The sequence below is a fragment of the Jiangella muralis genome, from assembly GCF_001270745.1.
GTDB classification, from domain to species: Bacteria; Actinomycetota; Actinomycetes; order Jiangellales; family Jiangellaceae; genus Jiangella; species Jiangella muralis.
In genome coordinates, this window is the sequence record NZ_KQ434758.1 from 73039 (window position 1) to 86308 (window position 13270).

The 13270-nt window shown below is 72.5% G+C and carries 12 protein-coding genes and 1 riboswitch; of the genes, 6 read left to right on the top strand and 6 right to left on the bottom strand.

Annotated elements, in window-relative coordinates; genetic code table 11:
- Nucleotides 1-60: 60 nt before the first annotated feature.
- Nucleotides 61-1959 carry a Xaa-Pro dipeptidyl-peptidase gene (locus ACW62_RS15275; RefSeq protein ID WP_053204977.1) on the bottom strand — a complete coding sequence of 633 codons (1899 nt, stop codon included), beginning with the start codon at nt 1957-1959 and terminating at the stop codon, nt 61-63.
- Between the two features lie 30 nt (nt 1960-1989).
- On the bottom strand, nt 1990-3870 hold the full coding sequence (locus ACW62_RS15280) for a Xaa-Pro dipeptidyl-peptidase (RefSeq protein ID WP_205629374.1): 1881 nt from the start codon (nt 3868-3870) through the stop codon (nt 1990-1992).
- 208 nt (nt 3871-4078) lie between these two features.
- Here ACW62_RS15280 and ACW62_RS15285 point away from each other — a divergent pair, with 208 nt between their 5' ends.
- The 4 genes from ACW62_RS15285 (at nt 4079) to ACW62_RS15300 (ending at nt 7177) form a co-directional block, all read left to right on the top strand.
- On the top strand, nt 4079-5224 hold the full coding sequence (locus ACW62_RS15285) for a sensor histidine kinase (protein ID WP_053204979.1): 1146 nt from the start codon (nt 4079-4081) through the stop codon (nt 5222-5224).
- Nucleotides 5225-5261: 37 nt separating this feature from the next.
- The gene (locus tag ACW62_RS15290; RefSeq protein ID WP_240477316.1) at nt 5262-5897 is read left to right on the top strand and encodes a response regulator transcription factor; all 636 of its coding nucleotides are present in this window, start codon (nt 5262-5264) and stop codon (nt 5895-5897) included.
- Between the two features lie 74 nt (nt 5898-5971).
- On the top strand, nt 5972-6562 hold the full coding sequence (locus ACW62_RS15295; protein ID WP_053204980.1) for a hypothetical protein: 591 nt from the start codon (nt 5972-5974) through the stop codon (nt 6560-6562).
- Nucleotides 6563-6607: 45 nt separating this feature from the next.
- Nucleotides 6608-7177: a dihydrofolate reductase family protein gene (locus ACW62_RS15300; RefSeq protein ID WP_053204981.1), complete on the top strand. Its 570-nt coding sequence runs from the start codon at nt 6608-6610 to the stop codon at nt 7175-7177.
- On the opposite strand, the gene ACW62_RS15305 is transcribed toward ACW62_RS15300, so the two are convergent.
- From ACW62_RS15305 to thiD, 4 genes are all read right to left on the bottom strand, one after another.
- Nucleotides 7167-8210 carry a 3-isopropylmalate dehydrogenase gene (locus ACW62_RS15305; RefSeq protein ID WP_053204982.1) on the bottom strand — a complete coding sequence of 348 codons (1044 nt, stop codon included), beginning with the start codon at nt 8208-8210 and terminating at the stop codon, nt 7167-7169. The genes ACW62_RS15300 and ACW62_RS15305 overlap by 11 nt on opposite strands.
- A 351-nt stretch (nt 8211-8561) precedes the next feature.
- Nucleotides 8562-10151 carry a phosphoglycerate dehydrogenase gene (gene serA, locus ACW62_RS15310; RefSeq protein ID WP_053204983.1) on the bottom strand — a complete coding sequence of 530 codons (1590 nt, stop codon included), beginning with the start codon at nt 10149-10151 and terminating at the stop codon, nt 8562-8564.
- 135 nt (nt 10152-10286) lie between these two features.
- Nucleotides 10287-10967: a TenA family protein gene (locus ACW62_RS15315; RefSeq protein ID WP_053204984.1), complete on the bottom strand. Its 681-nt coding sequence runs from the start codon at nt 10965-10967 to the stop codon at nt 10287-10289.
- Nucleotides 10964-11776, bottom strand: coding sequence for a bifunctional hydroxymethylpyrimidine kinase/phosphomethylpyrimidine kinase (gene thiD, locus ACW62_RS15320; protein WP_053204985.1), 813 nt, complete (start codon nt 11774-11776; stop codon nt 10964-10966). Before thiD ends, ACW62_RS15315 begins: the two co-directional genes overlap by 4 nt.
- A 39-nt stretch (nt 11777-11815) precedes the next feature.
- A riboswitch (TPP riboswitch) is annotated at nt 11816-11910 on the bottom strand.
- A gap of 82 nt (nt 11911-11992) precedes the next feature.
- Here thiD and ACW62_RS15325 point away from each other — a divergent pair.
- On the top strand, nt 11993-12823 hold the full coding sequence (locus tag ACW62_RS15325) for an alpha/beta fold hydrolase (protein ID WP_053204986.1): 831 nt from the start codon (nt 11993-11995) through the stop codon (nt 12821-12823).
- A 7-nt stretch (nt 12824-12830) separates the two neighbouring features.
- Nucleotides 12831-13262, top strand: a complete 432-nt coding sequence (locus tag ACW62_RS15330) for a nitroreductase family deazaflavin-dependent oxidoreductase (protein WP_053204987.1) — start codon at nt 12831-12833, stop codon at nt 13260-13262.
- The last annotated feature ends 8 nt before the right edge of the window (nt 13263-13270 follow it).

A 13270-nucleotide genomic window follows, 5' to 3' on the forward strand; every position in this document is an offset into this window, starting at 1 on the left:
GGGATTCACGGAAGGTTCACCGACCAGGCGACCGTGGGTGGCCGCCTGGTCGGCGGGGACCTACCGCAGCCCGGCCGCCACCGCCGCCGGCCGGCCGCCGACGATCGGCAGCTCGATCAGCGTCCGCAGCGGGTCGACCGTGATGGTGGCGCGGTTCGGGTCGGTCTGGCTGCCGTAGTCGCGGTAGCTGCCGACGATGATCACGCCGATGCGGTGCCCCTCCGGGAACACGTAGTCCTCCGGCAGCAGCGGGAACCCCATGGTGTACGACCGGCCCGGCACCAGCGGGGTCACCGTGCCGTAGTCGTTCAGGTTGACGGCGTCGACGATCCCCTTGGTGACGACCTCCCGCTCGGTCTCGGCGACCCGCTTCGCGACCTGCCGGTAGCAGGCGTCCTCGGCGAAGCCGCCCCAGGTGGCGGTCTCGCCCCAGCAGTCCTCGACGGTGCCGGTGACGACGCCGTCGCCGGCCCGCTGCACCCGGACGGCCGGCCCGTAGTCGACCAGGATCGCGCCGAGGTTCGTGTCGGTGGTGCTGACGGACGCGTTCAGGGTCACCGTCGGCGTCCCGGAGATGTGCAGCGGCGCCGTCAGCGGCTCGGACACGTAGGCCAGCCGGCTCGGCTGCACCGCGAGCTCGTTGGTGATCATCGCGGTCTCGCGCTGGGCCGGGTCGTCGACGAAGCTCAGCACGGGGTCGGACGGGCGGTTCGGCGTGACGGAGAGCCGTCCGGCCGTCGTGGTGGACGGCCGCAGCCAGAGCCGTGTCTCCCGCGCGCCGGGGACGGGCCAGTCGTTGTACTCGTCCCACACGTCCGGCGCCCGCTCGACGTCGGCGATGGGCTCGTCCATGATCCCGTTGTCGATGTCCTGCAGCCAGTAGTCGAACCAGCGGTGCAACTCGTCGACCCATTCGGCGCGGCGGAAGTCGAACGGATCGATGTGACCGGTCTGGGTCAGCCAGAGCTTGCGCGGCACGTCGTTCTCGGCCAGCTCGTACCACCACTTGCTGAACTGGTCGGGGCGGACGTTCTCGTCGTTCAGGCCGTGCACGACGAACACGCTGGCCTTCACCTTGCCGGCGTCGGGGTTGTAGTCGCGGACCTGCCAGAACGGCGTGTAGTCGCCGGTCTCGTCGCCGTCGGTGGCGGCCAGGACGTCGCGGACCGGCCGGCAGTGCTCGCGCCGGGCCGGGTTGGTGACGGTGTTCGACAGCGACGACGGGTAGTTGTTCCCGCGGGTGACGACGCCGTTGCTGCGGGTGTAGTCGTACCAGCTGGAGATCGCGCTGATCGGCACGATCGTCGTCAGGCCGTCGACGCCGGACGCGGCCGTCGCGTTGGCCAGGGTGCCGTCGTAGGACTTGCCGATCAGGCCGGTCCTGCCGTTGTGCCAGTCGGCGACCACCTCGTCGCCGTTCGCGTCGACGCCCGGGATGCGGCCGTTCAGCCAGTCGACGACCACCTTCGGCGACAGGTTGTCCGAGACGTCGCCGGTGGTCGGGCAGCCGGTGGAGTTGTTCGTGCCGATCATGTCCATCAGCACGATGGCGTAGCCGCGCGGCACGAAGTAGTTGTCGTAGAACAGCGGCCAGCGGTCCAGCAGCCCGTCGCCGTCCTGGTCCAGTTTCAGTTCCGACTCGTTGCCGCGGCCGAGGGTCGAGTAGTACGGGCTCGGGTCCATGATGACCGGCACCTTCAGGCCCTGGTCACTGGCCGCCGGGCGCATGATGTCGACGGCGATGACGTCCACCACGCCGTCACCGTCGGAGTCGTACGGCGACGTGATGAAGACGCGTTCCCTGATCGCGTCGTCGTAACCGAAGACGGGCTGGGTGACCCCGTCCGCCACGACGACGCCGGGTTCGTCCGCCGCTCCCGCTCCCGCGCCGGCGACCGCCGCCGTGGCGGTCAACGCGAGGGCGGCGGGTAAGGCGAGCAACCTGCGGGCTCTGACCATGTGTGCCTCCCATGTCCAGTGAGTCGTGCGCTACTCCAGGCCGGCGGCCGAGGCCGCGGCCCGGCCGCCGACGATCGGCAACTCGATGAGGCTGCGCTGCGGCAGGATCGAGATCGTGGCGCGATGGGGGTCGGCCTGGCTGCCGTAGTCGCGGTAGCTGCCGACGATGATCACGCCGATGCGGTGCCCCTCCGGGAACACGTAGTCCTCCGGCAGCAGCGGGAACTCGACGTCGTACTTGGCGCCCGGCACCAGCGGCGTCGGTGTGCTGTAGTCGTACAGGTTGACCCCGTCGACGATCCCCTTGGTCACCACCTCGCGCTGGGTGAGCGCGACCCGCTTGAACACCTCCTTGTAGCAGGCGTCCTCCGCGTAGCCGCCCCAGGTGGCGGTGTCGCCCCAGCAGTCCTCGACGGTGCCGGTGACGACGCCGTCGCCGGCCCGCTGCACCCGCTCGGCCGGCCCGTAGTCGACCAGGATCGCGCCGAAGTTGGTGTCCTCCGCGTTCACCGTCGCCTGCAGCTGGACCGTCGGCGTCCCGGAGATGTGCAGCGGCCCCGTCAGCGGCTCGGACAGGTAGACCAGCCGGTTCGGCGTCACCGTCTGCTCGTTCGACACCATCGCCGTCTCGCGCTGGCCCGGGTCGTCGGTGAAGCTCAGCGCCGGGTCGAGCGGGCGGTTCGGGATGACGGAGAGGCCGCCGGACGCGCCCGGGTTCGGCTCCAGCCAGACGCGCGTCGGCCGCGACCCCGGGATCGGCCAGTCGTTCGCCGTCTCCCACACGTCGGGCGCGCGCTCGATGTCGACGATCGGCTCGTCCATGATCCCGTTGTCGACGTCGTGGAGCCAGAAGTCGAACCACTTGTGGATCTCGTCGACCCACGCGTCGCGGCGGAAGTCGAACGGGTCGATGTGGCCGGTCTGGGTCAGCCAGAGCTTGCGCGGCACGTCGTTCTCGGCGAGGCCGTACCACCACTTGCTGAAGTGGTCGGGGCGGACGTTCTCGTCGTTCAGGCCGTGCACGACGAAGACGCTGGCCTTCACCTTGTCGACGTCGCGGTTGTAGTCGCGGACGTGCCAGAACGGCGTGTAGTCGCCGGTCTCGTCGCCGTCGTTGGCGGAGAGGACGTCGCGGACCGGGCGGCAGTGGTCGCGGCGGTCCGGGTTCGTCACCGTGTTGGCGAGGCTGGCGAGATAGTTGTTGCCGCGCTGCACGACGCCGTTGCTGCGGGTGTAGTCGTAGTAGCTGGAGATCGCGCTGATCGGGACGATCGTGGTCAGCCCTTCGACGCCGGACACCGCGGTGCCGTTCGCCAGCGTCCCGTCGTAGGACTTGCCGATCAGGCCGGTCTTCCCGTTGTGCCAGTCGGCCATGACCTCGTCGCCGTTCGCGTCGACGCCGGGGATGCGGCCGTTCAGCCAGTCGATGACGACCTTCGGCGACAGGTTGTCCGAGTCGTCGTGCACCGTCGGGCAGCCGGTCGAGTTGTTGGTGCCGATCATGTCCATCAGGACCACGGCGTAGCCGCGCGGCACGAAGTAGTTGTCGTAGAACAGCGGCCAGCGGTCCAGCAGCCCGTCGCCGTCGAGGTCGGCCTTCAGCTCCGACTCGTTGCCGCGGCCGAGGGTCGAGTAGTACGGGCTCGGGTCCATGATCACCGGGACGTCGAGCCCCTGCTCGCTGGCGGCCGGGCGCATGATGTCGATGGCGATGACGTCGAGTTCGCCGTTCGCGTCCGAGTCGTACGGCGACGTGATGAAGACGCGCTCGCGGATCGCGTCGTCGTAGCCGAAGACGGGCTGGGTCACGCCGTCCTCGACGACGATGCCGGGTTCGTCGGCGCCGGCTCCCACGCTGGTGGCGACCGCGGCGGTCGCGGTCAGCGTGAGGGCGACGGGTACAGCGAGCAACCTGCGGGCTCTGACCACGCCTGTCTCCCATGTCCGAAGGTTCCGATTTGTGCCATGTCACATACAAGTGGGTGGGTCAGGGGGTGTCAAGATCGGGAGCACGTCGTCACGGCGGGGCATGACTGGCGTCATGTCCGCGCTGCGGGGCGCGGCTGCGAGGCTCGGCGTATGGGACCGCGCCGGATCGAACCCGCGAGAGGGTGGGCACATGCCTGAGTTCACGACCGCGCGCCGGGTCGTCCTCACCGTCCTGATCGGCAACTCGGTGTGGCTGCTGGTCATCCCCTGGCGAATGACGCAGCCGCCGTCGCGCCCGCTCGAGGTCGCGTTCGCGGCGGGACTGCTGGCCGCCGCCGTCGCCGTCAGCCTGATGCTGCGGGCCGCCACCAGCGCCCGGGTCGACGCCGGCGCCCGCCGCGCGCCGGCCGGAGCCGCGGTCGTCCTCACGCTGGCGTTGTGGTGGCCGGCCTTCCAGTGGGCCGGCCCGGACGAGGCTCCGTGGGCGTGGCTGGCCGGGATGGTGGCCGGTGCGGTCGCCGTCGCCATGCCGTGGGCCGTCACGGCGGGCGTCGTTGCGGCGTTCACGGTGGCGGCGACGGCGGGGGCGCTCGCCTTCGGCACGTCCGCCCTGACACAGCTGCTGACGCTCGGGGGCGCCACGATCGCGATGGTGGTGATGCAGCACGCGCTGGTCTGGCTGCTGGCGCTGCTGCACGGCACGGAACGGGCCCGGGAGTCCGACGCGGCGCTGGCGGTGGCCGAGGAGCGGCTGCGGATGAGCCGGGAGTTGCACGACCTGCTCGGACATCGTCTGACGGTGATCGCGCTCAAGGCCGAGCTGGCCGCCGGCCTGGCCGGCACCGATCCCGAGCAGGCGCGCGCCGAGAGCGACGGGATCAGGCAGGTCGCCGCGGCCACCCTCGTCGAGGTGCGGCAGGCCGTCCACGGCGACACCGTGACGGACCTGCGGCACCAGCTCGAGTCGGCGCGGCTGGTGCTGACGTCCGCCGGCGTCGAGGTCGGGGTCGAGCTGGCACCGCTGCCCCTGACAGCGGCCGAGTCGGCCCTGCTCGCCGCCGTCGTCCGCGAGGCCGTCACGAACATCCTGCGTCACGCGCGGGCCGAGCGGGTCCGGATCGGCCTCACCGCCGCACCGGGTGGCCGCGCCTTCGTGGTCGTCGACGACGGCGGCGGTTCCGGGGACCTCCCCGGAACCGGCTCGGACCGGCCGGGCGGCACCGGCCTGGCCGGGCTGGCCGTCCGCTCGGCCGACCTCGGCGCGACCCTGACCGCCGGGCGGGTCGACGGCGGCTTCGAGCTGCGGGTGGACCTCCCGGGGCGGCAGCGCTCGTGACATTGCGTCGCGGCCGCCCGATCCGGACACTGTCCGTGTGCGCGACGAGGCGAACGACGACGATGCGACGATCAGGGTGCTGCTCGCGGAGGACGAGGAGCTGATCCGGGTCGCCCTCGCCGGGCTGCTGGCTCGCGAGCCCGACATCGACGTCGTCGCGGCCGCTGCCGACGGCCGGGCCGCCCTGGACCTCGCGCTGCGGCACCGTCCGGACGTCGCGGTGCTCGACCTGCAGATGCCCGGGCTGGACGGGCTCGAGGTCGTCGCGGAGCTGGGCCGGGCGCTGCCCGAGTGCGCGGCGGTGATCCTCACCGGGCACGGCCGGCCGCTGGTGCTGCGGCAGGCGCTGGCCTCCGGCGCCCGCGGATTCCTCGCCAAGGGAGCGCCGGGCACGGCGCTGGCCGACGTGGTCCGGCGCGTCCACGAAGGGCACCGCTACGTCGACCCGATCCTCGGCGCCGAGGCCCTCACCGCGCCGCCGTCGCCGCTGACCAACCGCGAGGCCGTCGTCCTGCGCTGCGCCAACGCCGACCGGCCGATCCGCGACGTCGCCCGCGAGCTGTTCCTCTCGCCCGGCACGGTGCGCAACCAGCTCTCCCGGGTGACCCAGAAACTCGGCGTCGCGACCCGGGCCGAGGCGTTCGAGCTGGCGCGGGACTCCGGCTGGATCTGAGCGTCCCGGGGCGCACGACAAGACGTGACAATGTGCATGGGCGGCTTGCGCGGCCCGTCCGGCACGGTGGTCACATGGACACGAACCTGACCACCACACCGGAGAGCGGCGCGCTCCGGCGCGTCCTGGCACGGTGGCCCACGGCGGTCGCCGTCGCGATCTCGCTCCCCGGCTTCCTGGGCGGCGCGCCGGAGGCCGGCGTGCTCGCCGACAGCCTGGGCAACGCCCTGATGATGCTGCCGCTGGCCTACCTGACGGTCGCCAAGCTGGGACGGCGCCGGGCGACCTGGCCGGTGGTCGGGTCGATCATCGCGATCGTCGTGATCGCCCGCACGCTCGACCTCGTCTCGCCCGCCGTCGTCCTGTCGTCGCTGGCGCTCGTCGTACTGGCCTGGAGCGTGGCCGACGGCGAGCTGCGCCGGGACGGCTCCCTGCGCGTGCAGGCGCTCGGCCTCGCCGGCTTCGGCGTGCTGACGTTCGCGGGGCTGGCACTGCTCGCGACGCGGCCGGACCTCGGCGTCGTCCTGGTCGCGGCCGGCTGGTTCCTGCACGGCGTGTGGGACTTCGTCCACCTCCGTCTCGACCGGGTGGTGGCGCGATCGTTCGCCGAGTGGTGTGGCGTGATCGACGTCCTATTGGCCGTTCAACTCCTGCTCCTGCTGTAGCACGCTGATCAGTTGAGCCGATCCGTCATTCCAAGGAGATACCCCATGCGATCCCTGATCGTGTCCTGCAACGTCACCGTCGACGGCTACATGGCGGGGCCGCACGACGACCTCGCCTCGCTCGACTTCATCGCCGACGACCCCGAGCTGGAGAACGACCTGGCCGAGAGGTTCCGCTCGACCGCCGACACCATCCTCGTCGGCCGCCAGACCTTCCTCGACATGGAGGCGTACTGGACGAAGGTCGACAGCCCGATGGCCGACTGGCTGAACGCCACCCCGAAGGTCGTGCTGACGAACGACGACGGCTTCGACGTCAGCATCTGGCCGAACTCGCGGCTGGCCGCGGGCGACGGTGTGGACCGGGTCCGCCGGCTCAAGGAGGTCGACGGCGCGGCGATCGTGGCGTTCGGCGGCGTCAAGACCCTGCGCGGGCTGGCCGCGGCCGGCCTCGTCGACGAGTACTGGCTCAAGGTCAGTCCCGTGGTCCTCGGCCGCGGCAGCTCGATGTTCGCCGACCTGGCCGCGCGCCAGGACCTGACGCTGCGCAGCGCGAAGTCCTACCCGTCCGGCAGCGTCGAGGCGCTCTATGCCACGGGCGGCGTCAGGCCGTGACGCGGGCGGCGAGCGCGTCGCCGATCTCGGTCGTGCGGCGCGCCGTCGTTCCCCGCTCGCTCAGGTCCGCCGCGACGGCGTCGACGATGCGGCCGGCCTGCTCGGACAGCCCGAGGTGGTCGAGCAGCAGGCTCACCGACAGCACGGTGGCGGTCGGGTCGGCGACGCCCTGACCGGCGATGTCGGGCGCGGAGCCGTGCACCGGCTCGAACATGGACGGCGCGGTGCGGTCGGGGTTGACGTTGCCGCTGGCCGCGAGGCCGATGCCGCCGGTGATGGCGGCCGCGAGGTCGGTGAGGATGTCGCCGAACAGGTTGTCGGTGACGATGACGTCGAACCGGCCGGGGTCGGTGACGAAGAAGATCGTGGCGGCGTCGACGTGCAGGTAGTCGACGGCGACGTCGGGGAACTCCTGGCCGACCCGCTCGACCGTCCGCCGCCACAGGTGCCCGGCGTGCACCAGCACGTTGTGCTTGTGCACGTAGGTGAGCTTCCGGCGCGGCCGGGCCTGCGCGCGGGCGAACGCGTCGCGCACCACCCGCTCGACGCCGAACGCGGTGTTGACGCTGACCTCGTTGGCGACCTCGTGCGGCGTGCCGACGCGCAGCGCGCCGCCGTTGCCGACGTACGGACCCTCGGTCCCCTCGCGGACGACGACGAAGTCGACCTCGCCGGGGTCACGCAGCGGGGTGGCGACGCCCGGGAACAGGCGGGACGGGCGCAGGTTCACGTAGTGGTCGAGCTCGAAGCGCAGCCGGAGCAGCAGCCCGCGCTCCAGCACGCCGCTCGGCACGTCCGGGTCGCCCACGGCGCCGAGCAGGATGGCGTCGTGCCCGCGCAGCTCCTCGAGCACGGCGTCGGGCAGCGTCTCGCCGGTCGCGTGCCAGCGCTTGGCGCCCAGGTCGTACGTCGTGGCGCCGACCTTGACGTCGGTGCCCGCCAGCACGGCGTCGAGCACCTTCAGACCCTCGGTGACGACCTCGGTACCGATCCCGTCACCCGGGATGACTGCCAGGTTGAGACTGCGCGACATGGCCCACACCGTACGACCGTCGTCCACATGATGGCACCTGCGTCCCGCGATTCGGACGCGGGTCGCGTCGGCCCTGGTCAGCGACTGGTACTGGAGAGCTCACTCCGGCCGTACTCGCCGCCGTTGTCGCGACGGTCGATGGCCTCCTGCAACGCGTGCCGGGCCTCCAGGGCCTGCTGCTGTTCTTCGGTCATGGGCACCCCACTGATGTACTCGGTCGTCCTAGCATATGAAGCTCGACGACCGCCGTCTCGCGGAATGGCGGTTGGTCTCAGGATGCGAGATCGGAACGCACGGACTCCCGCCGCGCCACCGTGGGCGCGGCGGGAGTCCGGGACGTACGGAGGAACCTCAGCCGTCGAGGTCGGCGGTGCGGCCCCACTCGGCGCCGATGGCGGCGACGATGTCGTCGAGCACCTGGCCCGGGACGGCCTGGTCGACGGTCATGGCGACGAGCGCCTGGCCGCCCTTGCCGGTGCGGCTGACCTGCATGCCGGCGATGTTGACGTCGGCCTCGCCGAGCACCCGCCCGACGGTGCCGACGACGCCCGGCCGGTCGGTGTAGCGCAGGAACGCCATGTGCTCGGCCGGCACCACCTCGATGTCGTAGCCCAGCACCTCGACGATCTTCTCGACGTGCTTCGGCCCGGACAGCGTGCCCGACACGGACACCGTCCGCCCGTCGGCCAGCACGCCGCGCAGCGTGACGAGGTTGCGGTAGTCGGCCGACTCCTCGTCGGTGATCAGCCGGACCTCGACACCGCGGTCGGCGGCGATGAGCGGCGCGTTGACGTAGGAGACCGGGTCCTCGACGACGTCGGCGAAGACCCCCTTCAGCGCGGCCAGCTCGAGGATCTTCACGTCGTGCGCGGTGATCTCGCCGCGGACCTCGACGTCGAGCTGCGTCGCGACGCCGGCGGCCAGCGCGGTGAAGATGCGGCCGAGCTTCTCGGCCAGCGGGATGCCGGGCCGGACGTCCTCGGCGATGGCGCCGCCCTTGACGTTGACGGCGTCGGGCACCAGCTCGCCCGCGAGGGCCAGCCGGACGGAGCGCGCCACCGACACGCCCGCCTTCTCCTGGGCCTCGTCGGTGGACGCGCCGAGGTGCGGCGTGACGACGACCGACTCGAAGTCGAACAGCGGCGACTCGGTGGTCGGCTCGGACGCGAACACGTCGATGCCGGCGCCGGCGACCCGGCCCTCCTTGAGCGCCAGGGCGAGCGCGTGCTCGTCGACGATGCCGCCGCGCGCCGCGTTGATGACCCGCACCGACGGCTTCACCTTGCGCAGCGCCTGCTCGCCGATGAGGCCGACGGTCTCGGGCGTCTTCGGCAGGTGGACGGTGATGAAGTCGCTCTCCTCGAGCAGCTGGTCGAGCGACACGCTGCGCACGCCCATCTGCGCGGCCCGCGCGGCCGGCACGTAGGGGTCGTAGGCGATGACGTTCATGCCGAACGACGACAGCCGCTGCGCCACGAGGACGCCGATGCGGCCGAGGCCCACGATGCCGACCGTCTTCTCGTACAGCTCGACGCCGGAGTACTTGCTGCGCTTCCACTCGCCGCCCTTGAGCGCCTTGTCGGCCGGGGCGATGTTGCGGGCGGTGGCCAGCAGCAGGCCGATGGCCAGCTCCGCGGCGCTGGTGATGTTGGACGTGGGCGCGTTGACGACCATGACGCCGGCCTGCGTGGCGGCCTTCACGTCGACGTTGTCGAGGCCGACGCCGGCGCGGGCGATGACCTTGAGCTTCTTCGCCGCCGCGATGGCCTCGGCGTCGACCTTGGTGGCCGAGCGGACCAGGATCGCGTCGACGTCGACGATGGCCGGCAGCAGCGCCGCGCGGTCGGCGCCGTCGACCTTGCGGATCTCGAAGTCGGGCCCGAGCGCGTCGACGGTGGCGGGCGAGAGCTCTTCGGCGATGAGTACGACGGGCTTGGTCACGGTGGACTAGACCTCCGGGTGTGTCGGGCGTGGTGTGACGAGCGCGACACTGGGCCCGGGTGCGACCGAGTGTAACGCCACGTAAACCGGAGCGCACCCGGCGCGACGTACGGTGGTCGGTTCGTTACGTCCACATTACGCCGGGTCCGGCCACGTCTCGCCACGCCAGGCAGCGTCCCAGAACATCCACTCGAACCGCGTCGCCCGCGCGTACGCGTCGTGCATGGCCGCGACGGTGCCCGGGTGCCGGTCGGCCTGCTCGTCGGCGAACGACTCCGCCCGCCGGGTGTCGGCCTCGAACGCGGGGTCGCCGTACGTGCGCAGCCACGCCTCGTACGGGTGCGCGTCGCCCCCGTCCGCGGCCAGCACCGTCACCAGCTCACGTCCGACCTCGGTGTAGACGCGGAAGCACGGCAGCAGCCCGGCCAGCGCGACCCCGGCGGGCGCCAGCACGGCGTCGGCCTGCAGGGTGTGGACGTAGGCGAGGCAGGTCGGCGTCGGCTCCACCGCGCCGACGGCGTCGTCCAGCGACGCGCCGGCCGCGGCGAAGAGGGCCTCGTGCAGCTGCCGCTCCGCGTCGACGGCGCCGGCGGCGAACCGGGCGATGACGGCGGCCTGCTCGGGCTCCGGCCAGCGGGCCGCCGTCGTCGCCAGCGCCCGGGCGTAGCGGGACAGGTAGTGCGCGTCGTCGGCGATGTAGCGGAGGAACACCTTGCGCTCCAGCGTCCCGTCGGCGAGGCCGGTGACGAACGGGTGCGCGCGGATGGCGTCGTACCAGGGCGCGGCGGCGGCCCAGGCGTCGGCGGAGAAGGTCATGCGGAGGTCCCTTCCGGAGTCCACCAGGCGTGGAAGTGGTGCACCGGCCCGTGACCGGTGCCGACGTGCAGTTGGTCGGCGGCGCGCAGCGCCTCGGTGAGGTACGTCTTGGCGTCCCGGACGGCGTCGCGCAGCGGCCGCCCGTGCCCGAGGCCGACGGCGATGGCCGACGACAGCGTGCAGCCGGTGCCGTGCGTGTTGGCGGTGTCGACCCGGCGCTCGCGCAGCTCCAGCACGCCGTCGTCGTCGGCCAGCACGTCGACCGCTTCCGGCCCGGCCGCGTGCCCGCCCTTGACCAGCGCCGCCGGGCCCTTGGCGTGCAGCTCGGCGGCGGCGTCGGCGGCCTCCTCGGGCGCGACGGCGGGCAGCCCGAGCAGCGCCGCCGCCTCGGGCAGGTTCGGCGTGACGACGCTGGCCAGCGGCAGCAGGCGGTCGCGGATGGCCTCGACCGTCGCGTCGTCGACCAGCCGGTCCCCCGACGTCGCGACCATGACCGGGTCGACGACGAGGTGCCGGATGCCGTAGCGGCGGGCCGCATCGGCGACCGCCTCGACGACGTCCGGGCTACCCAGCATGCCGGTCTTCACCGCGGCGACGTCGAGGTCGGCGAACAGCGCGTCCAACTGCTCGGTGACGAACGCGCCCGGCACCCGGAGGACGCCGGTGACGCCGCGGGTGTTCTGCGCCGTCAGCGCCGTGAGGACGGCCCCGCCGTACGCGCCGAGCGCCGAGAACGTCTTGAGGTCGGCCTGGATGCCCGCACCGCCGGACGGGTCGGACCCCGCCACGGTGAGGATCGTGGGTGTCATACGTCGACGTCAGCTCCTCCCGCCGGGAAGGGAGCGCCGACACCACCACCGTCGGTCTCCCTGCGCCGGCATGACCCGGATCAGGTTCGGCGGGTGTGATCTCAGCCCCATGCGGGGCACCCCGGCCGATCGGTACGCCTCTGACTCTAACGGACGCCGACCGCGAGGTCCGAGGGGCGGCGAGGACCACAGGGAAAGCTGACAGACTCCTCCGGGATGGAAACGCACGAGGAGTACTCCTGGCGCGGCCGCCGGGTCCACTGGAGCCGGCGCGGTTCGGGTCCCCCGGTCGTCCTCTGCCATGGCACGCCGTGGTCGTCCGCGCTCTGGGAGCCGTATGCCGACGCGCTGAGCAGCCGGTACACCGTCCACCTGTGGGACATGCCCGGGTACGGCCGCTCGTCGAAGGACGACGGGCACGACGTCTCGCTGGCGGTCCAGGGCGAGTTGCTGGCCGACCTGCTGCGGTTCTGGGGCGGCCCGCCGCCGCACCTGGTGACGCACGACATCGGCGGCGCGGTCGGGCTGCGGGCGCACCTGCTGCACGGCGCGCCCGTCGCGTCACTCACGCTGGTCGACGTCGTCGCGCTGGCGCCGTGGGGGTCGCCGTTCTACCGGCTGGTCGGTTCGCACCCCGACGTCTTCGAGGCGCTGCCGGCGGCGATGCACGAGGCGCTGCTGCGCGCGTACGTCGCGGGCGCGGCGACCGGCACGCTGACGCCGTCGCAGCTGTCCATGCTGACGTCGCCGTGGCTCGGTGCGGAAGGGCAGCGGGCGTTCTACCGGCAGATCGCGGCCGCCGACCAGGCGCACACCGACGAGATCGAGCCGCTGTACCCGACGGTCTCGGTGCCGACGCTGGTCGCGTGGGGCACCGGCGACACCTGGATCCCGGTCGACCGCGCGCACCGGCTCGCCGCCCTCGTCCCGGGCGCCCGGCTGGAGCTGATCGACGGCGCCGGGCACCTCGTCCAGCTGGACGCGCCGGTCGCGCTGACCGCGCTGCTGCAGCGCTGGCTCGACTCCGTGTCCCCTTCCCCGCGATGATCGGTTCATGGCGAAGACGTACCGGACGACGCTGCCCCGCCGGCTCGGCAACGCGCTGTTCGGGCCCGCGCTGAAGGCCGGGCTGGTGCCGCCGTACGCCCTGCTCACCGTGCGTGGGCGGACGTCGGGCCGGCCGCGGAGCACGCCGGTGCGCGTGATGAAGCACGACGACCGGCGCTACCTCGTCGCGCCGTACGGTGCGGTCGACTGGGTGTTGAACGCCCGCGCCGCCGGCGAGGTGACGCTGCGCCGCGGCCGCTGGCAGGCCGCCTACGCCGTCGTCGAGTGCGAGCCCGCCGAGGCCGGCGCGGTGCTGAAGGCGTACACGCGGGCCGAGCCGGTCACCCGTCCGTACTTCGACGCCCGCCCGGCCGACCCGCCGTCCGCGTTCGCCGACGAGGCCGCCCGGCACCCCGTCTTCCGGCTCGTCGAAGCCTGACGGGCGCT